Source organism: Hyphomicrobium sp. 1Nfss2.1 (assembly GCF_965243865.1).
Lineage (GTDB): Bacteria > Pseudomonadota > Alphaproteobacteria > Rhizobiales > Hyphomicrobiaceae > Hyphomicrobium_A.
Genome location: NZ_OZ251603.1, coordinates 2,016,240 through 2,034,937 on the forward strand (window position 1 = coordinate 2,016,240; position 18,698 = coordinate 2,034,937).

The window sequence follows — 18,698 nt, forward strand, 5'->3', positions numbered from 1 at the left end:
GGTTTCCAATCGCACCACACAGATATGGCTCAAGCAAAGAACGTAAATAATCGCAATCGAATGCCATCATGCTGCAGGCGCTCACTGCTTTTTGCATGCTTGCTGGGCAGCGGACTCGTCATGACCGCCTGCAGCGATGAGCCTGCGATCGAGTCGAACGCACCTGCACAGCCTGCGTCGGCACCCGCACCTCACCTGCATGCGCTCCCCTGGTTGAAGCGCACCGATCCGACTGATGCTGATGTTTGGCTTGCAAGTCGCGAGGCCGGCCGCGATATCGACCCGCTCGACCCCGCGGTATCGCAAATGCATCGGCGGTTGGAAGTCGCCGCGCAACGCTTTCGCGATCATCCACGCATGATCGCCAACCGCGCTGTTCAGCTCGAAGCGATGCTGAAGGAAAAGGGCATCGACGAGCATGCACCCAACATCATCGAGACGCTTTGCGAGGTCCCCGGCGATCGACGTTACATTGAGAGTTTTTCGTCACTTACGCAGCAATACTACAACCTCCGCCTTGAAGGACTCGACAAGGCAAAGGCTGTAGAAGCGCTGCGTAAGCTCGAAGATCCGGCTTAGCCGATTACTTTTTGACGGTGTCCGGCGGACAATCCGGTCCGATGTACTTGCCGTCGATCGTCACGCCCGCGTTGGGAATTCCCTCGGGCGGATCGAAAGTCATTTTCATGATCGCGTGGTAGCGCTTGTTGAAGTCGCCGCCGAAAGCCGTGCTCATGATCTGCTTTCCGTACGGCCGCTTGCACACGACATTGACGATCACCTCGCTGCCGGCCGGTGTAACCGTTGGCTCGGAGCATTCGCCGCTGTCCGCAGGCACAGCGATATTGTCGTCAGGGCCGACGCACACGTCGACAGTCGTCATGCCCGACGCAGCCGCAACCGTTGTGAGCTGCCAATGTCCGGGCTTGCGCTTGGGTAGCTCCGCGGTTTCCGCGAATGCGACGGCAGTACCCAGCGCCAAGAGGCTGCCGACAACAACAAAACGGGTAGTCATTCACCTACTCCTGGTCGGTAATTTCCCTGCGACAGAAGCGGCGAACACTATCCAGTCTGCGACAAGCCGTGCATGGATCGACTTACAAATATGCCTGCAAGATATTCCCGAATTTGATTGCGCGGTTAGGCGACCCATCACCAATTTGCAACAGCGGGGTCGCCCTCGCAAAGTCCGTAACGCTAAACGCGCTAAGCTAGGGCGATGTCTCGGGCAAAGGAGCAGACATGCCGCCAAGTGAGCAACCCCCGCCACGGTTGACCGCCGGGTTCGATGCAAACCTCGAATTTCCCTTCACAGATCCGGCGTGGCAAGCGTTCTCCCGGTCTTCGAACTGCACGGTTACGAGCTACCGGGACCTGGACGAGCTCACAACCGCACTCGCCGACCAGCTCTTCGGCCTCTCCTATCTTCCGTCAGCCAACTGCTTCTTCCTGCAAAAGGCGCCGTACCTGGGTCTCGCCAGCGCGCTAACCTCCAAGACCAGACGCCCCGTCCAAAGCTCGGTCTTCATCGTCAGTGAAAAGAGCACCGCGACCGGGTGGCAAGAGTTGCGCGGAAAGCGCCTCGGCTACATCAACACCTACTGCACGACGAGCTACTTCGCCCCTGCGATCCTGCTCTCGCGCACCGGCTACCGCCTCACGCAATTCTTCGACGCCGTTCCCGTCGCTCCCTGGCAAGGCCAGATCGATGCAGTTGTTTCAGGCGCGATCGACGCTACGATGGTCTATGAGGACGTCTGGTTGTCGACGCCGTCGAACGCACAGAACACGAAGGTGATCGCCCGCTTGGACGGTCTGCCGACACCGCCCGTCATCGTGCACAACAGCATCGAGCCTGGAACGAGTGCCAGCCTGAAAGCGGCTCTGCTCGATATCAAGGGTGACGCCGGCCCCTCGCTGTATGCCGGCTTCACCGGCTACCAGGACGCTTCCATGCAGCAGTTCTTCGCCGATCTTTCCGCGCTGCCGGGGAACAAAGACGCTGCGTAATGTGTGCCGAAAAAGAAGGGGGCCGATGTCGGTATGCATCGGCCCCAAGTGCTCGCGGCCTAGAACCCTGGAGGAAGCGCTAAAGCGGCGAGAAAGCACAAGATACACAGTTGGTATGGGGGAACGTAAGCGAACGACACTCTCAAGATGAGAGCTGATATTGCCTGTCTTTCCTCCACTATGCATTGAGAGCCACGCCGCTTTTTGCCGCGCAAACCAGGAAAAATGTAAACGCTTGGTCGCCGCGTCCGCTGTTACGTTCTAGCGTTACGCTTCGCGCAGCGCCTTGCGCGACGGGCCCCGTCGACACCGCCAACAATCTAGAACCCGCGCGCGAATCCTTCGTAAGCCCCGCGAATCGCGGCATAGAGAACTTATCGCCGGGGGATCGAACCAATGCGCCGTCAAGCCGCGTCGTTGCAGGGCCTTGCGTTCCTGATCGCCGCCTCGATGGTCGAACCTTGCAGCGCGGACGAGATCGCCCTCCACTACGATTGGTCCGGCGCCTACGTCGGCGCCAGCCTTGGTGGCGCACTGACACTGACCGATATCGATAATCCGTTCGGCGCCTCGCTCTATGGCGACACGGTGCGCTCGCCCGGACCGTTCGCCGGCGGACAGATCGGCTACAACTGGCAATTCGGCCGCGCGCTCCTCGGCCTCGAGGCTGACGCAAGCTGGGCCGACCTCTTCGGCACGGAAACGTGTTTCGCCTATTCGGGCTACTACATCAGCGCAAACTGCCGCGCGAATATCGACGCGCTCGGAACACTCTCCGCCCGCGCCGGGTGGACGGTCGGCAATGACGGAGCGACGCTTCTCTACGGCAAGGCAGGCGTCGCTTGGATGCACAGCGACGTCGATGCGACGACCAACGACAACGCCGGCTTCGCGACATCTGCAAGCGATCGCACGCACTGGGGCTGGATGCTGGGCGCCGGCATAGAGCGCGCGCTCGGTGGCCGATGGTCGATGAAGGCAGAATACGATTATCTCTCCTTCGCCGACGCCGGCTTCAGCACGCCGGAGGGCTCCCTTCAGCCCACGCCCAGCCCAACGCCCGCCAACCTCATCTCCGTCCCATCGACTGCGACCGATGCTTCGACCCAGATGCATCTCTTCAAGGTCGGGCTGAACTACCGGCTGTATGAGCCGCACGCCACCACGGCCGCCGATGATTGGGCCCCGGTCGGCGCGCCACAGCCTGTCACCGGCACCGCGCTCGAAATTGGCGCCCGGTATGTCTACGGCTGGGGACGCTTTCAGAAGGATCTGGGTATCCAGGGCGAGGGCCTCTCCTCGCTCGCATCACGCCTCACCTATTCCGACATGACCACCAATGGCGCCGAGCTGTTCGCGCGCCTCGACCTGCATGGCGGCCTCATGGTCAAAGGCTTCGTCGGCAAGGGCAACGGCAACGGCGGCCATCTCAACGACGAGGATTGGGGTCTGCCCTTCGCAGACTTCGTCCCTTACTCGAACACTTGGTCAGCAGTAGACGATCGCATCCGCTACGGCGTCATCGATGTCGGCTACGACGTCTGGCGCACCCAGCAGTTTCGCTTCTCGCCATTCGTCGGTTACAGCGTCTTCCACCAGTACATGCTGGGGCTTGGCTGCCACCAGATCGCCAATCCGCACTCGGACTGTTCAACACCAATTCCCGTCACCACCGAAGTCATCTCCGAGGATGATACGTGGCGCGCCCTGCGCCTGGGCGTGTCCGCGGACATCGAGATCATTCCCGGCATCACGCTATCCGCCGATGCGGCCTACCTCGGCTACGTCCATTTCTCGGGCGTCGATGACCACGTCCTTCGCTCGCTCCTGTCGCCGGAAACCGCGAACGGCACCGGTGCGCAACTCGAGTTGATGCTCAAGTACGCTTTGACCGATCAGCTCAGCGTCGGTGTCGGTGGCCGCTATTGGACGATGTGGACGCCGGACGGAACCGTCAATTTCGGCGGAGAAGCGATCGTGCCCATGCGCTATAGCGTCGAGCAAACAGCTCTCCTTGTTCAGGGGTCGTATACCTTCAGCGTCCCTACCGATTGAGTTTGCTGCCGCCTCATAGTGTTGTTGATGACTGCATTCCAGCCGCCGCATGCAACCGAAGTGATAGTTCCAGTTGAGGCTTTCCATGATTGACCGCCGCACGCATCACCGGAGAAATGCATGGACAAGGTTTCGCGCCGCGACGTTCTCGTCAGCACCGCGGCAGGTGGCTTGATGACTGCAGCAACCCACGCCCACGCCGCGACGTTCGGCAACCCTGACTTGCCGCCTCAAGGCGCGATCAACACCGAAGGGAACCCCTCGAGCACGACCATCATCGGTCCCAACAATCCGGTGATCTCCGGCCAGTTCCCTGCGGCGCTGTCTCCCCCTCCGACCGACGTCGGCTCACTGCCGATGTTCTGGGCCTCGTTCAACAACGCACCGCGCCGCATTCAAAATGGCGGATGGGCGCGTCAGGTCACGCAGGCTGATTTCCAGATCTCCGAAGAGATCGCTGGCGTAAATATGCGCCTGACGCGCGGCGGCATTCGCGAGTTGCACTGGCACGTATTTGCCGAATGGGCCTTCGTCACCAAGGGCTCGTGCCGCATCACCACCATCGATCAGGACGGCCGCGCCAACGTCGAGGACGTGCACCAGGGAGGCCTGTGGTACTTCCCCGCCGGCCTGCCGCACTCGTTGCAGGGTATCGGCGAGGACGGCTGCGAGTTCATCCTCTGCTTCGACAACGGCCACGCGTCGGAATACGACACGCTGCTCGTCAACGAATGGATGGCACACACACCGCCGGAAGTTCTTGCCATGAACTTCGCAGTGCCAGCCGAGAGCTTCAAGAATATCCCGCTGCACGATCTCTACATCTTCCAGGGCAAGGTGCCTGGCCCTCTCGCAGAAGATCAGCAGCAGGCTCAGGGCGACGCCGGCCCGCCGACGTTGCGCTCCAGCTACCCGCTCAGCGAAGCAGCCCCCGCTAAGAAGACACGCGGCGGCGAAGTCCGCATCGCCGACTCGAGCAATTTCCCCGCGTCCAAGACAATTGCCGCCGCGCTTGTGCGCATCCACCCCAAGGGCATGCGCGAGATGCACTGGCATCCGAACGCTGACGAATGGCTTTACATCATCGAGGGTGAAGGCGAGCTCACCGTGTTCGAGACCGGCCCGAAGGTGGTGACGCAGAACTTCAATGCCGGCGACATCGGCTACGTGAAGCGCTCGCAGGGTCATTACCTGCGCAACACCGGCCTCACGGACATGGTCTATCTCGAAGTCTTCCGCAGCTCATACTTCTCGGACGTATCGCTGTCCGACTGGCTGGCCCATACCCCGCGCGCAATGGTGGCGCAGACGCTCAACGTGAGTGTGGAGACGATCGAGCGCTTCCCCAACAACAAGCCGGTCATCCTTCCGATTTAACGGCTGGAACTCAGGCGAGGATCCGTTGGCCGGCATCCCGATCTGCGATGGCGCTGAACAGGACCAGCGACGATCCAGGCTCTGACTTCGCCCGGTACATCGCGACGTCGGCGTGCCGCAACACTTTCTCGACCGTATCGCCATCCTTCGGGAACAGCGCAGCTCCGATCGCCACACCGATCTCGTGCGTCACACCACCGGCGTGCACGCTGCTTCCAAGCGCTGCGATGTATCGCTCGCCGATCTCCCTCGCGCTCTTCTCGTCGACATTGCGCGATAGAACCGCGAACTCGTCTCCGCCCAGACGCGCGAATACGTCATTGTTGCGGGCGACGCGCCTGAATCGTCCAACTACCGCCTGCAGCACCTCGTCGCCCACAGCATGCCCGTAGCGATCGTTGACGTGCTTGAAACCGTTGAGATCGAGCAGAAACACCGCATGCGCGCGCCCATCTTGCGGCGGCACCTGCGTCGCAACTTCCAGAGCTTCGAGCAGAACGCGTCTGTTGGGCAGGCTGGTCAGCGGATCCTGCATCGCCAGCCGGCGCAACAAGCGCATCTCCGTAGCTAGCATCTCCGGACTGACTTCACTGCGGTTGTAGTCGCTCATCCGCCGCGTGATGAATACGAAGACGCAAAACGCCCCGATACCACCGAGCAGCACAGCCTCCGCAGGCGATATTTCGCGTCGCGGCGAGGCGAGCGCAGCGAGAAATCCGAAAATGTCATACTGCTGCGCCATCAGCACGCAAAACAGCATGATCGCTGTCAGGAACACGAAGTCGCGCAGGCTCGACCACGGATGCTCGAGAATGGCCGCGATGAGTGCTCTCGGGCCTGTCGATTTCACTGCGCATTCCCTCGGAAGATAGTCGGTTGCAGACTATCTCCCTCGGCCTTCCGAACCGTTAAATCTGCGCCCTTTGCGCCAGGCCGCCGAAGCTAGTGCACCGACGCTGCCCGCCACCCCGCGGCAATGGCCTCAGCCTCGCTGCAAAACCAGCGCTCTCCCTTTTCGACCTCGATTTTTACCTGCGCGTAACGCGGGCTCCACGGCACATAGTAGATGTACCCATGCGAGGAAATGTTGCCTTTGATCGCGCAGCCGTTTGGCGCCGCATACTCCGCACCCGCCCAACGCTTCTCGCGAAAGATCCACGCTGGCTCCGCGTCTCCTGTCCAGATCCCGGCGCGCGCCGCACGCGCCTCCGCCTCCTCGCGCACATAGCTCTTCGAATACTTCACGAACGCCCAGGCATAGCCTTCGCGCACCATCTGCGCGTTGACGTCTGCGCCATCGACGAAGCAGATGCCGAGCATGCGCCCATACTTGTCGTCGCCCTGGCTCTCGCACATGACGGTCCGGTCATCGACAAGATCGCGCAAGGCGTCAGCAGCAGCCGCGCCACAATTCCACGTGCCGAAGAAGCGGCGTCCGCACGTCTGCCCGTGCTCGGGCGCGTCGATACCTTCGAGCCGTATCCTGCGGCCGGCGATCTCGATGGTGTCGCCGTCGATCACACGCGCCGTGCCGCTGATAGCCATGTCGTTGGCGCTGAAATCATGCGCCGGCCTGGCCTCGATCTCACGCGCAGGCACCGCGGCCAGAACAACAATCGCAACACCACCGACCAGCGCAGACGCCACCGACCGGCGGGTAATCCAATACTTCACATCACGCATCATGACGCGAGGTATGGCTGAGTCGCGTGGCCGCCCGTCGGCTAAATCATGGAGCCGCCATACAACCGTACACAGGCAACGCGCCGTGCACTCGCGCGCACACAAACAACAAGGCCGGCGCACAGCACCGGCCCACTGTCGTCAGAGATTTTGTCTTTGATCGCGCCGCCCGCGACTAGCGGCGACGGAAGTTGCCCGGCCCACCGGGGCGCTGCGACGGCGGAGGACCGCCCGCGCGCGTATCCTTGTGACGGAAATTGATGCGCCCCTTGGTAAGGTCGTACGGCGTCATCTCGATGGTGACGCGATCGCCAGCAAGGATGCGGATGCGGTTTTTCTTCATGCGGCCGGACGTATAGGCGATGACCTCGTGTCCGTTGTCGAGCTTGACGCGGCAGCGTGCATCGGGAAGCACCTCTTCCACCACGCCCTCAAACTCGAGCATTTCTTCTTTCGCCATCAGCTTCCTTAGCTTGCATCAACGCGATCGCGCGTTGATCGTCCATGCCAAAATAAGGGAGGGGAGCAGACGCGCCTGCTCCCCTTAAGGCGGATTGAAGTCCGCGATTCTATTAGAGCGGGCGCAGGTTAACTGCAGCGATCTTGCCGTTACGGCCCGTCTCGGTCTCGTAGGAAATCTTCTGACCCTCGCGAAGCGTTGAGAGACCAGCGCGCTCAACTGCCGAGATGTGCACAAATACGTCGTTGCCGCCTTCATCCGGCTGGATGAAGCCATAGCCCTTCTGGCCGTTGAACCACTTCACAGTGCCGTTTGCCATCAAGTCTCTCCAAAGCAATTAGGCAATCCCCTCCAGCGGATGCCAGAGGACATCAAATCGCGCGATGGAGCCGTCCAGTGTCGACGCACAAAGCGCCGTCGTAGAGTAAACCAAGGCGTGTTCGATCGGCCCTATATGGACCGAGCTATTGCGAAAGGCAAGGCGACGATACTATTGGATACGCCCCCCTAATGCCTATGTCGAGATAAGAGAAATATGTCGATAAAGGCCTATGATTCTCAAGACTTGCCACCACATCCTGAAGAGCCTTTCTCATCTGTAGGGGCACCTTGGCCCTTTCCAGATCGCGGCAAATTTACGGCGTGTTGGCCCCGCAAGTCGCACAAAAAGCCCCCCAGACGGCCCCGGCCGGGAAAAAATTGGGTGCCAGGCCGGGACGGCCTGACACCCTCGATACGCCAATTCGGACGGCCCGGTTAGCGGTAGATGGCAGCGTATCCGTTGGAGTAGCGGCCGGTCCCCGACGACCCACCGTAGTAGCCCGACGAGCGGTAGCCGCGCTCATAGGACACCTGCTCGTAGCGGCGCGAACGCCCGTAGGAGCGAGGCTCATCGTACGAACGCGAGTAGCTCGCATTGGAGCGACGCCCGCTGCCACTGCTCCGGCTCGCGTATTTCCGCTGCCCAGCCAACGAAACGAAGTGCTGGCCGATGTCGATATGGATGTGGCTCATGTCCGGATAGGTCATGGTGCCACCCGTCTTGTGGTTGGCGACCAGCCACTTGATGATCGCCCCCTTGCGGCCGCCGGCGTCGAAATCGACAGCATTGCCGCTCGCATGGCGCGAGATCCGTCCCGACCCGGCGATGCGCGCACCCGGACGGCACGTCGAAATCACCTTCACGGGTCCAAAGCGCTCCTCGATCTTGTCGAGCAGTTCATGTGCTGGCTTGGAAAGGCAATTGCGCGGAGCGCCTTTCGCATCCGCCACGCGCTTGACGTTCTTGGCTTCCGGGCGCCCCCAGTTCGGCGCCTGTGCAGGTTCACCGTAGGTCCGTCCGTCAAAGCCATAATAGGGCTTTGCGGCGTATGCGGATGTAGCAGAGAAGACGAGCGCAACGCCGATCGCTGCGGTTGAGAGCCGCTTGATCATGATCACTCCTGAATCTGTTTGGTAGAGTCTCTCGGGGCGGCTCGTTCCTGGAGCACGTTCCCCATTCCCACTCGCAGCTCGCTCAGCACTGCCGGCCGCATACGCCAGCCAGCAGGTGATCGAGCCTGCGCGATCCCCGGATAGCCCGCTGTCCTTCGGGCCCTATCCTCGCCGTCCCCTCAGAGATCGGCCGCCGGGTTGGCCGGCAGTGTGCCACATCCTGTGGTGAGAATACGGCAGGGTTAATGCACTGCGTCGATGCGCCGTACGCGTCCTAAAAATGCAACGAGGCGCCGACATTTTGCGTCGGCACCTCGTCAAATGACTTGCCTGTTGCGCTGCTGCTTATCGCAGATACGGGCAAACGCGCTCTTCGCCGTAGCGATTGATGTACGTGCCCGTGCGGTAAGAGAATTCAGGGAAGTCGCGCGCGCAGCGGCGCATGTCGCGATCGTCCGCACGGCCTTCACTGACGGCAGCCGCGATCAGACCGCCGGCAATGATACCGCCAATGAGCGCACCCGGTCCCCAACCGCCACCGCGACGACCATGTACGAGAGTGACGCCGTCATCCTTGCTGACCGTCGTCTTCGCCATCGGTGCCGCCTGAACTGCGGCCAGCGGCATCGCCGACACGAGCAGGCTGGCGCAAACGACGGACGCGATGCCCGATCTCACCATCTTCATTGAAATGCTCCTTTTGAGATCACAGTGCGCCGAGTTGCGGCGCGCAAACTGCGCATTATTCTCGCGCGCACGCATGGCGAGCCGGCGGCAACCGAGCGGCGCTCTTGTGTCAAAGCAACGTTTGCGGCGAGAGGTTCCGTCGCAGTGCTAATTGCCCTGCCTGCTGCCGACTGCCTTAATTCTCGTCCATCTTGAGCGCGGCGATGAAGGCTTCCTGCGGGATCTCCACCTTGCCGAACTCGCGCATCTTCTTCTTGCCGGCCTTCTGCTTGTCGAGCAGCTTGCGCTTGCGCGAGATGTCGCCGCCGTAGCACTTGGCGATCACGTCCTTGCGCAGCGCGCTGATCGTCTCGCGCGCGATCACCTTGCCGCCGATCGCCGCCTGAATCGGAATCTTGAACAGGTGCGGGCGGATCAGCTCTTTCAGCTTCTCGCACATGGTCCGACCGCGGCTTTCAGCACGCGTGCGATGTACGATCACCGACAAAGCATCGACCGGCTCGTCGTTGACCAGAATCGACAGCTTCACGAGGTCGTTCTCCTCGTAGCCGATGATCTGATAGTCGAACGAGGCATAGCCTTTGCTGATCGACTTCAGCCGGTCGTAGAAGTCGAACACAACTTCGTTCAACGGCAGCTCATAAACGAGCATCGCGCGATTGCCGGCGTAGGTGAGATCCTTCTGCCGCCCGCGCCGATCCTGACACAGCTTCAGCACACCGCCGAGATAGTCGTCCGGCACCATGATCGTCGCCTTGATCCAAGGCTCCTCGATGCGTTCGATGCGCGTCGTCTCCGGCATGTCTGCCGGATTGTGCATCTCCAGCATCGTGCCGTCGGTGAGATAGAGGTTGTAAATAACGCTCGGCGCCGTGGTGATGAGATCGAGATTGAACTCGCGCTCCAGGCGCTCGGTGATGATCTCGAGGTGCAACAGTCCGAGGAAGCCGCAACGGAAGCCGAGCCCCAGCGCCGCCGACGTCTCCATCTCGAACGAGAAGCTCGCATCGTTGAGACGCAGCTTCGCCATCGCCTCGCGCAAGTCCGCGAAGTCTGCCGCGTCCACCGGGAACAGACCGCAGAACACAACCGGCTGCGCCGGCTTGAAGCCCGGCAGCGGCTCCAACGTCGGATTGCGCTGGTCGGTAACGGTATCGCCGACACGCGTGTCAGCCACCTGCTTGATCGCCGCCGTAAAGAACCCGACTTCGCCCGGGCCTAAGCTGTCCAGCATTTCCTGCTTGGGACGAAACACGCCGACGCGCTCGATCTGATGGCTGGCGTCGGTCGACATCAGGGTGATCTTCTGCCCCTTCTTCAGCCGGCCATCGATGATGCGCACCAGAACGACCACCCCGAGATAGGCGTCGTACCAGCTGTCGATCAGCAGAGCCTTCAGCGGCTTATTCTCATCGCCCGAGGGCGGCGGCAGGCGCTCGACGATCGCATCCAGCACCGCGGCAACATTGACGCCGGTCTTGGCCGAAATCGGGATCGCCTCAGACGCATCGAGCCCGATCACGTCCTCGATCTGCTGCTTGACGCGATCGACATCCGCCGCCGGCAGGTCCACCTTGTTGAGGACGGGCAGGATCTCAAGGTTGTTGTCGAGCGCCGTATAGACGTTAGCCAGCGTCTGCGCTTCGACGCCCTGGCTGGCGTCGACCACCAGGATCGCGCCTTCGCAGGCGGCCAGTGAGCGGGACACCTCGTAGGCGAAGTCGACATGGCCAGGCGTGTCCATCAGGTTGAGCTGATAGAACTCGCCATTCTTGGCCTTGTAGTCGAGGCGAACCGTCTGCGCCTTGATGGTGATGCCACGCTCGCGCTCGATATCCATCGAGTCGAGGATTTGCTCCTTCATCTCGCGATCGGCGACGTTCCCGCACAGCTGGATGAGCCGATCCGAGAGGGTCGACTTTCCATGATCGATGTGGGCGATGATTGAGAAGTTGCGGATGTGCGAGGTGTCGGTCATGGCGCGCTTGATATCATCGACCTCACGGCCCTGAAAGGGCATCCGCAGCCCGCGCACAGCGCTCTATGCCGCAACGCCACCGGCGCCTACTCCAGGCGCACACAATCGGTCCTGACGCGCGCCCCTCGACTGCCTCCGCACCGCGCCCGACTTCCGGCGAATGAGCCGCATGCCCCGGGGCCTCAGTGGCTCTTCCCCAAAGATTAGAATAGTTCTAATTTGCCTTGAGGAGGCTCCCCATGCGCAAATTCTCAGACCTCGACGAGAGCGAAATCATTGCCCTCGCCATCTCCCTCGAAGAGGAGGACTCTCGCGTCTACCTCGAATATGCGCGCGGCCTGGAAGACCGATATCCCGCCTCGGCCAAGATCTTCACCGAGCTGGCCGCCGAGGAAAATGAGCACCGCCAGCGGCTGATCGACCTCTACCGCCGCCGCTTCGGCGAGCACATCCCCCTGATCCGCAGGCAGGATGTCGCTGGATTCGTCCAGCACGCACCAATCTGGCTGGTCCGCCCGCTCGGTCTCGAGAAAGTCCGCAAGCAGGCCGAGGAGCGCGAGTGGGAAACGCGCCAGTTCTATCAGCGCGCCCAGAGCCGCGCGACAGACGCCGGAATTCGCAGGCTCCTGGGCGATCTTGCGGCCACCGAAGCTGGCCACGAGCGCCTCGCCCACCGCCTTGGCGAAAAACACCTCAACCCTGACGCCCGCGCCGAGGAAGCCGAAGTGCAGCGGCGCATGTTCGTACTTCAGATCGTTCAGCCTGGCCTCGCCGGCCTCATGGACGGATCGGTTTCGACGCTGGCTCCACTGTTTGCGGCGGCCTTCGCCACCACCAACACTTGGGAGACATTTCTCGTCGGTCTCGCCGCATCCGTCGGCGCCGGCATCTCCATGGGCTTCGCCGAGGCCCTGTCCGATGACGGCACGCTCACCGGACGCGGCCATCCATGGCTACGCGGCGCCGTCACCGGCGCCATGACCGCGATTGGCGGGCTTGGCCATACGCTCCCGTATTTGTTGAGCGATTTCCGTGCCGCAACGGCCCTCGCCATCGCCGTGGTCCTGATCGAGTTATGGATAATCGCCTGGATCCGCTCGCGTTACATGGATACCAAGTTTCTGCGTGCCGCATTTGAGGTTGTGGCCGGCGGCCTTATCGTGTTCGCTGCCGGCGTATTGATCGGCAATGCCTGAAGCGGGCATGCTCGGGGCGAAAGTCAGGCGACGTCTTGACGTCGCCACATCCACCGGCATTGAGTACCCCGCCACCGACCGCCAACCCCCAAAAGGACGCGTGATGCACGTTAATAAGATTTGCGCGGCTTCTATCGCCGCCGCCATGTTTTTCGGCGCCAGCCTTACTGCCCTAGCGCAAATCGCTCCTCCCCAGGGCAAAACCCATTCTCCTGTCATCAAGACAGCGGCGCCTGGCATCTCCTCTCACGCGACGCACCCGAACAAGCGTCCGCCCTATCCGCCGCCGAAGGATAACTGCCGCAACACCGAGAGCTTCGACGCATGGAAGGCGCGCTTCCGCAAGCAGGCAGCCGCACAAGGCGTCAGCCGCCGGTCCATCGCCATCGTCGACGGTATTCCGCTCGCCACCAACATCATCGGACGCGATCGCAAGCAGGGCGCGATCTTCGTCATGACCTTCCTCGACTTCCAGACCAAGCTGGCAACGCCGAACCGCGTGCAGTCGAGCAAGCGCAAGGTCGCCGAGCATCGCGCCACTTTCGAGCGCGCGGCAAAGGAGTTCGGCGTGCCCGCTTCGGTCATCACCGGCTTCTGGGCGCTGGAAAGCGACTTTGGCGCCGGCATGGGCAAGCTCCCCATTTTGCCCTCGCTCGTCGCCCTCGCCTATGACTGCCGCCGCGGCGAGATGTTCACCGAGGAGCTGATCGCCGCTCTACAGATCATCGACCGCGGCGACATGAACCCGTCGGGAATGATCGGCTCATGGGCCGGCGAGATCGGCCAGACGCAGTTCCTCCCGACGCGCTATCTCGACTACGCCATCGACTATGATGGCGACGGTCGCATCAACCTGTTCTCCAACGATGACGACGTCATCGGCTCGACCGCGAACTACATGCACAACCTCGGCTGGCGTCCGAATGAGCCCTGGCTCGAGGAGGTGCGGGTCACGCGCGACCTGCCGTGGGAACAGGCCGACCTCGCCATCAAGCTGCCGCGCTCGCAGTGGGCCGATTGGGGCATCAAGTACCCCGACGGCAGCGCTGTCCCCGCCGACGCTCTGCAGGCATCGCTGCTGCTTCCGATGGGACGCAATGGGCCGGCATTCCTCGCCTACCCGAACTTCGACATCTACACCGAGTGGAACAACTCGTTGAGCTACGCCACCACCGCCGCCTATCTGGCCACCCGGATCGATGGCGCGGGAGCGATGTCGCGCGGCCGCGGCAACACCAATGGTTTGGACGCGGCGGGCACCAGGGAGCTGCAGACGCTTCTGACCCGGCGCGGCTATGACGTCGGCAAGATCGACGGTCTCGCCGGTGCCAAGACCCGCGCTGCGGTCAAGGACATGCAGCTGAAGCTCGGCCTCCCTGCCGACTCCTACGCAACGCCCGAGTTGCTCGCAGCCCTGCGCTCGCGCCGCTGACGACTCCCCCTCTCCCCGCCTGCGGGGAGAGGGAATCGTGTCAGTGCAGTTTGACCACCGGCTCGGTGCGCCGCGTCAGTGACCGCGACAGCGAGTCGAGGAACACCTTCCACGGGCCGTGCAACGCTATTTCGTGCATCTTGTAGAGCGAGCGATACATCAGCCGCGCAAACAGCCCTTCGACGATGAAGCTGCCACCGACGATGAAGCCCATCAGGTTGCCCACTGTCGAATAGTGCCCAAGCGACACCAATGATCCGAAGTCGCGATAGTGGAACGGCCGCAGCGGCTCGCCCTTCAGCTTGCGCTGAATCTCCACGTAGAGGTGCGAGGCCTCCTGATGCGCCGCCTGCGCGCGCGGCGGAATCGGCATCGTCTCGCCTTCCGGCACGAGATACGCGCAATCGCCCATCGCGAAAATGTTGGGGTCCTTCGTCGTCTGCAGCGTGTCGGTGACGACAAGCTGGTTCGACTTGCTCACTTCCAGGCCATCCATGTGCGCCAGCACCTGCGGTCCGCGCACACCAGCCGCCCACACCACGAGCTGTGACGGCACGAACTTGCCGTTGGCGAGCTTCACGCCGTCCTCAGTTACCTCCGTCACGCGCGAGTTGGCAAGGATGTCCACCTTCAGGTCGCGCAGCGTGTCGGCGACACCGTTGGCAATACGATCCGGCAGTGCCGGCAGAATGCGCGGTGCGGCTTCGATCAGCGTGATCTTGATGTCGTTCTCAGGGTCGATCTTATCGAGACCGAAGGCAACGACGCCGCGCGCCGTACGATGCAGTTCCGCCGCAAGCTCGGTGCCCGTCGCACCAGCACCGATGATGGCGACGTCGAGCTGCCCCGGCTTGATTGGCCCTTCCTGAGCATACGCGCGCACGCAGGCGTTGATCAGGCGCCTGTTGAAGCGCTCCGCCTGCTCCGGCGTGTCGAGCATGATCGCGTACTTCGCAACGCCGGGTGTGCCGAAATCGTTGCCCACCGAGCCGATCGCCACGACGAGAATATCGTAGTGGAACGAGCGAACCGGCGTGATCTCGCGCCCTTCCTCGTCGAAGGTCGCCGCGACGTAGACCAGCTTCTTCTCGCGATCGACACCGGTCATCTCGCCGTAGCGGAACTTGAAACCGTGCCAATAGCCCTGCGCCTGATACTCCAGCTCGTGCTGCGCCGTATCCATGCTACCGGCCGCAATCTCGTGCAGCAGCGGCTTCCAGATGTGCGTGCGCGCGCGCTCGATCAGCGACACCTGCGCCTTTTTCTTGCGCCACCAGCGGTCGCGCCCGAGCTTGTCGCCCAGCCGCGTGGCGAGCTCCAGCCCGCCAGCGCCACCGCCAACGATGACGATGTGCGGCAGGTCGGCATCGCCGGTACCGACAGGCATCACTTTGGTTGTATCAGGAGCGGTCGTCGTCTCGGTCATCGCCAAGCGCCTCTTGGGGTTTCAACCTACGGGCCGACGCGCTTATACCATCTGCCGACACGCAGCACGCTATGGCCGAATATATCGGTTCAATAGCCGGGCTGATTTGCGACAGCGAGCAGGCACTATGGCGCGGGCTGCTGTGGCGCAGGGGCCGGCATTTCCAACGGCGCACCGTCCGGCGACGTCGGCGCCGTGACGAACGGGAGATCGGCGAACACGAACGTATAGGCGAGCGCCGCGGCGACGCAGAGCAGAAATCCGATAATAAGAAACTTACGATTGTCCATCATTGCGTCGGGGTCCCCGTGCTCGCGAGTGAAAACTCCCGAACAGGAAGCACGCAACCTACTGAAAAACCGCTAAGCCCTGGATTTATCCGGCGACCTTCGGCACCACGGGCCGCGTGAGCCCGTAGCCACCCCAAGCGTTTAGGATCGGATTTCACCGCCCGTCGCCGACTTCACGGCCGCAGCGATCTTCGCCGACACCGCCTCAATGTCCTTGTCGGTCAGCGTTTCCGACGTTGGTTGCAGCGTCACCTCGATGCCGAGCGACTTCTTGCCTTCCTTCTCTAGGGCCCCGCCCTCGAACACGTCGAACACGGAAACTTCGCGGATCAGCACCTTGTCGACGCCGGCAGCCGCACGCGCCACGTCGCCCGCCGCCACGCCCTTGTCGAGCACGAAGGCAAAGTCACGCCGCACCGGCATCAGGTCGTTGGCTTCGAGACGCGGCTTCGCCCGGCTTTTCGCCTTCTGCGGCGGCAGCGCATCGAGGAAGATCTCGAACGCAGCGACAGTGCCTTCGACGTCCAGCGCCTTCAGCGCCGCCGGATGCAACTCGCCGAAGTAGGCAAGCACCGTCTTCGGTCCGAGCCGCAGCGTCCCCGAGCGGCCCGGGTGATACCACTCCGGCGCATCGCGCGTGACCTGCGCCTTGCTCGGATCGAACCCGAGCGACGCCAGCACAGCAAGCACATCGGCTTTCGCATCGAACACGTCGACGCTCTTGGCTGCGCCATCCCAATGACGGCCGCTTCCACTCGCCTTCGCCGAGCCGGCGCGCACGCCGGTCGCCGAGTTGTATTGATCTTCAGGCTTCTCGCCGCGATACGCCTGCCCAAGCTCGAACAGAGCCGCATCGCCGAAGCCGCGGTTCTGGTTCCGCTTCAGTGCCGTCAGCAGACCGGGCAGCAGTCCCGGACGCATGAACGTCATCTCGACCGAGATCGGATTGGCGAGTTCCAGTGCCTTGTCGCCGCCGCCGAACGCCTTCGCCTCGCCCTCGGGAAGGAACGACCACGTCACCGCCTCGACCAAGCCGCGCGATGCCAGCGTGCGTCGCGCACGCCGTGCACGCTTCTGCCGGTCGGTCAGCACAGGTCGCGCCACGCCTTCCGGACGCTCCAGCGGCGTCAGCGGAATACGATCGAGCCCGGCAATGCGCACCACCTCTTCGACGAGATCAGCCGCGCCATGGATGTCCGGGCGCCACGTCGGCACCGTCACCTTCGCGGCCTTGCCCTTGCCGGCGATGGTGCACCCGAGCGCTTCGAGGATCGTCTTGATCTCGGCATCCTTGATGTCGATGCCCGACAGCTTGGCGACGCGCGCATAATCAAAGTCGATGACGCGCTTGTCGTCCGGCTGCTTGCCGGCAACCTTCGCCTTCGACGGCTCACCGCCGCAGAGCTTCAGGATCATGTCGGTCGCCAGATCGAGACCCGGCAGTTCGGACGCGGGATCGATGCCGCGCTCGAACCGGTAGCGTGCGTCCGTCACGAGGCCGGTCTTGCGGCCCGTCTGCGCCGTGCGCACCGGATCGAAGTAGGCGCTCTCGATCAGCACGTTCACCGTGGCGTCGGTCGAGCCGGACTCCTCGCCGCCGATCACGCCGCCAAGTCCGAGCGGACCACTGTCGTCAGCGATCACGCACATCGTCTCGTCGACCGCATACTCCTTGCCGTCGAGGGCCAGGAATTTCTCGCCCGCCTTGCCCAGCCGTGCGCGCACAGCGCCTTTCAGCTTGTCGGCGTCATAGACGTGCAGCGGCCGGCCGCGATCCTGGCTGATGTAGTTCGTCACATCGACCAGCGCATTGATCGGACGCAGTCCCACCGCCTTCAGCCGCTGCTGCAGCCACGCGGGCGACGGGCCGTTCTTTACCCCGCGCACATAGCGCGCCGCGAACACCGGGCACGCGTTCGCCGTTTCCTTGGAAAACTCCAGCTTCACATCGACCGGGCTGTCGAAGCTGCCCTCGACGCCCTCGATCTTCGGCTCGGGCTTCAACTTGCCCATGCCCGCCGCTGCCAGATCGCGCGCTATGCCGCGCACGCCCGTGCAGTCCGGACGGTTCGGCGTCAGCTTCACCTCGAATACCGGATCGTTGAGACCTGCAGCGTCGATGTACGCTTCGCCGACACGCGCGGCCATGTCCTCAGGCAGCTCGATGATACCGGCGCTTTCGTCGGAAAGCTCAAGCTCGGCCGCCGAGCACATCATGCCGTTCGAAATGACGCCGCGAACCGGCTTCTTCTCCAGCGTGATGTCCGAGCCCGGAATGTACGTGCCGAGCGGCGCGAACACACCGACGAGCCCCGTGCGCGCGTTCGGCGCGCCGCACACCACTTCGAGGGGCGGCTTATCCTTCTCCGTCTCGACCATCACGATCTGCAGCTTGTCGGCATTGGGATGGCGCTTCGCCTCGACGATGCGCGCCACGCGGAATGCACCAAGCTTCTTGGCCGGATTCTCGACGCTCTCGACCTCGAGGCCGATCGCCGACAGCTTCTCCTCCAGCGCCTCGACCGAGGCGTCTGTATCGAGATGATCCTTGAGCCAGCTCAGCGTGAATTTCATGCGCCCATCTCCCAATTCCCCTCTCCCCATCCTTCATGGGGAGAGGGTTAGGGTGAGGGGCAGAAGCTCGCTTCGGCACAAGCGGCTGCCCCTCAC

17 protein-coding genes are annotated in these 18,698 nt (G+C 62.6%); 6 read left to right on the plus strand and 11 right to left on the minus strand.

Translation table 11 applies throughout. The annotated features are described in order from the left end of the window. The first annotated feature begins 120 nt into the window (after positions 1-120). A complete protein-coding gene (locus ACP15D_RS09885) occupies positions 121-579 on the plus strand; it encodes a hypothetical protein (protein WP_424957346.1) in 459 nt (152 codons plus the stop codon). Between the two features lie 4 nt (positions 580-583). On the opposite strand, the gene ACP15D_RS09890 is transcribed toward ACP15D_RS09885, so the two are convergent. Continuing rightward, positions 584-1,015 (minus strand): DUF3617 domain-containing protein, encoded by a 432-nt coding sequence (locus ACP15D_RS09890; RefSeq protein WP_424957347.1) that lies wholly within the window; start codon positions 1,013-1,015, stop codon positions 584-586. Positions 1,016-1,242: 227 nt separating this feature from the next. Between ACP15D_RS09890 and ACP15D_RS09895 the strand changes: the two genes are divergently transcribed. From ACP15D_RS09895 to ACP15D_RS09905, 3 genes are all read left to right on the plus strand, one after another. Further along, the gene (locus ACP15D_RS09895) at positions 1,243-2,010 is read left to right on the plus strand and encodes a phosphate/phosphite/phosphonate ABC transporter substrate-binding protein (RefSeq protein WP_424957348.1); all 768 of its coding nucleotides are present in this window, start codon (positions 1,243-1,245) and stop codon (positions 2,008-2,010) included. Between the two features lie 396 nt (positions 2,011-2,406). Next, positions 2,407-4,065 (plus strand): outer membrane beta-barrel protein, encoded by a 1,659-nt coding sequence (locus ACP15D_RS09900; protein WP_424957349.1) that lies wholly within the window; start codon positions 2,407-2,409, stop codon positions 4,063-4,065. A gap of 120 nt (positions 4,066-4,185) precedes the next feature. After that, complete coding sequence (locus tag ACP15D_RS09905) at positions 4,186-5,442, plus strand: cupin domain-containing protein (RefSeq protein ID WP_424957350.1); 1,257 nt, start codon at positions 4,186-4,188, stop codon at positions 5,440-5,442. Positions 5,443-5,452: 10 nt separating this feature from the next. Here ACP15D_RS09905 and ACP15D_RS09910 read toward each other — a convergent pair whose 3' ends face one another. The 7 genes from ACP15D_RS09910 to lepA form a co-directional block, all read right to left on the minus strand. Further along, complete coding sequence (locus ACP15D_RS09910; RefSeq protein WP_424957351.1) at positions 5,453-6,292, minus strand: diguanylate cyclase domain-containing protein; 840 nt, start codon at positions 6,290-6,292, stop codon at positions 5,453-5,455. Between the two features lie 92 nt (positions 6,293-6,384). Beyond that, positions 6,385-7,128, minus strand: coding sequence for a thermonuclease family protein (locus ACP15D_RS09915; protein ID WP_424957352.1), 744 nt, complete (start codon positions 7,126-7,128; stop codon positions 6,385-6,387). 172 nt (positions 7,129-7,300) lie between these two features. Then, positions 7,301-7,585, minus strand: a complete 285-nt coding sequence (gene infA / locus ACP15D_RS09920) for a translation initiation factor IF-1 (protein ID WP_424957353.1) — start codon at positions 7,583-7,585, stop codon at positions 7,301-7,303. 112 nt (positions 7,586-7,697) lie between these two features. Beyond that, positions 7,698-7,904 (minus strand): cold-shock protein, encoded by a 207-nt coding sequence (locus ACP15D_RS09925; protein WP_072369156.1) that lies wholly within the window; start codon positions 7,902-7,904, stop codon positions 7,698-7,700. A gap of 437 nt (positions 7,905-8,341) precedes the next feature. Then, positions 8,342-9,019 carry a hypothetical protein gene (locus tag ACP15D_RS09930; protein WP_424957354.1) on the minus strand — a complete coding sequence of 226 codons (678 nt, stop codon included), beginning with the start codon at positions 9,017-9,019 and terminating at the stop codon, positions 8,342-8,344. Between the two features lie 345 nt (positions 9,020-9,364). Next, the gene (locus ACP15D_RS09935) at positions 9,365-9,706 is read right to left on the minus strand and encodes a hypothetical protein (protein ID WP_424957355.1); all 342 of its coding nucleotides are present in this window, start codon (positions 9,704-9,706) and stop codon (positions 9,365-9,367) included. Positions 9,707-9,881: 175 nt separating this feature from the next. After that, positions 9,882-11,684, minus strand: a complete 1,803-nt coding sequence (gene lepA, locus ACP15D_RS09940) for a translation elongation factor 4 (RefSeq protein WP_424959210.1) — start codon at positions 11,682-11,684, stop codon at positions 9,882-9,884. Positions 11,685-11,923: 239 nt separating this feature from the next. On the opposite strand from lepA, the gene mbfA reads away from it, so the two are divergent. Both mbfA and ACP15D_RS09950 read left to right on the plus strand, forming a co-directional pair. Continuing rightward, a complete protein-coding gene (mbfA, locus tag ACP15D_RS09945; protein WP_424957356.1) occupies positions 11,924-12,880 on the plus strand; it encodes an iron exporter MbfA in 957 nt (318 codons plus the stop codon). 103 nt (positions 12,881-12,983) lie between these two features. Next, complete coding sequence (locus tag ACP15D_RS09950) at positions 12,984-14,312, plus strand: lytic murein transglycosylase (protein WP_424957357.1); 1,329 nt, start codon at positions 12,984-12,986, stop codon at positions 14,310-14,312. Positions 14,313-14,352: 40 nt separating this feature from the next. Here the strand turns inward: ACP15D_RS09950 and ACP15D_RS09955 are convergent, their stop codons facing one another. From ACP15D_RS09955 to pheT, 3 genes are all read right to left on the minus strand, one after another. After that, positions 14,353-15,699 (minus strand): NAD(P)/FAD-dependent oxidoreductase, encoded by a 1,347-nt coding sequence (locus ACP15D_RS09955; RefSeq protein WP_424959211.1) that lies wholly within the window; start codon positions 15,697-15,699, stop codon positions 14,353-14,355. A gap of 164 nt (positions 15,700-15,863) precedes the next feature. Next, positions 15,864-16,031, minus strand: coding sequence for a hypothetical protein (locus ACP15D_RS09960; RefSeq protein WP_171987995.1), 168 nt, complete (start codon positions 16,029-16,031; stop codon positions 15,864-15,866). Positions 16,032-16,169: 138 nt separating this feature from the next. Beyond that, the gene (gene pheT / locus ACP15D_RS09965; RefSeq protein WP_424957358.1) at positions 16,170-18,602 is read right to left on the minus strand and encodes a phenylalanine--tRNA ligase subunit beta; all 2,433 of its coding nucleotides are present in this window, start codon (positions 18,600-18,602) and stop codon (positions 16,170-16,172) included. Between the last annotated feature and the right edge of the window lie 96 nt (positions 18,603-18,698).

Coding starts and splice junctions, on each gene's coding strand:
- ACP15D_RS09895 (WP_424957348.1), top strand. CDS start 1,243: ATGCCGCCAAGTGAGCAACCCCCGCCACGGTTGACCGCCGGGTTCGAT.
- ACP15D_RS09890 (WP_424957347.1), bottom strand. CDS start 1,015: ATGACTACCCGTTTTGTTGTTGTCGGCAGCCTCTTGGCGCTGGGTACT.
- ACP15D_RS09925 (WP_072369156.1), bottom strand. CDS start 7,904: ATGGCAAACGGCACTGTGAAGTGGTTCAACGGCCAGAAGGGCTATGGC.
- ACP15D_RS09885 (WP_424957346.1), top strand. CDS start 121: ATGACCGCCTGCAGCGATGAGCCTGCGATCGAGTCGAACGCACCTGCA.
- ACP15D_RS09930 (WP_424957354.1), bottom strand. CDS start 9,019: ATGATCAAGCGGCTCTCAACCGCAGCGATCGGCGTTGCGCTCGTCTTC.
- ACP15D_RS09915 (WP_424957352.1), bottom strand. CDS start 7,128: ATGATGCGTGATGTGAAGTATTGGATTACCCGCCGGTCGGTGGCGTCT.
- mbfA (WP_424957356.1), top strand. CDS start 11,924: ATGCGCAAATTCTCAGACCTCGACGAGAGCGAAATCATTGCCCTCGCC.
- infA (WP_424957353.1), bottom strand. CDS start 7,585: ATGGCGAAAGAAGAAATGCTCGAGTTTGAGGGCGTGGTGGAAGAGGTG.
- pheT (WP_424957358.1), bottom strand. CDS start 18,602: ATGAAATTCACGCTGAGCTGGCTCAAGGATCATCTCGATACAGACGCC.
- ACP15D_RS09900 (WP_424957349.1), top strand. CDS start 2,407: ATGCGCCGTCAAGCCGCGTCGTTGCAGGGCCTTGCGTTCCTGATCGCC.
- ACP15D_RS09960 (WP_171987995.1), bottom strand. CDS start 16,031: ATGATGGACAATCGTAAGTTTCTTATTATCGGATTTCTGCTCTGCGTC.
- lepA (WP_424959210.1), bottom strand. CDS start 11,684: ATGACCGACACCTCGCACATCCGCAACTTCTCAATCATCGCCCACATC.
- ACP15D_RS09955 (WP_424959211.1), bottom strand. CDS start 15,699: ATGCCTGTCGGTACCGGCGATGCCGACCTGCCGCACATCGTCATCGTT.
- ACP15D_RS09950 (WP_424957357.1), top strand. CDS start 12,984: ATGCACGTTAATAAGATTTGCGCGGCTTCTATCGCCGCCGCCATGTTT.
- ACP15D_RS09935 (WP_424957355.1), bottom strand. CDS start 9,706: ATGAAGATGGTGAGATCGGGCATCGCGTCCGTCGTTTGCGCCAGCCTG.
- ACP15D_RS09905 (WP_424957350.1), top strand. CDS start 4,186: ATGGACAAGGTTTCGCGCCGCGACGTTCTCGTCAGCACCGCGGCAGGT.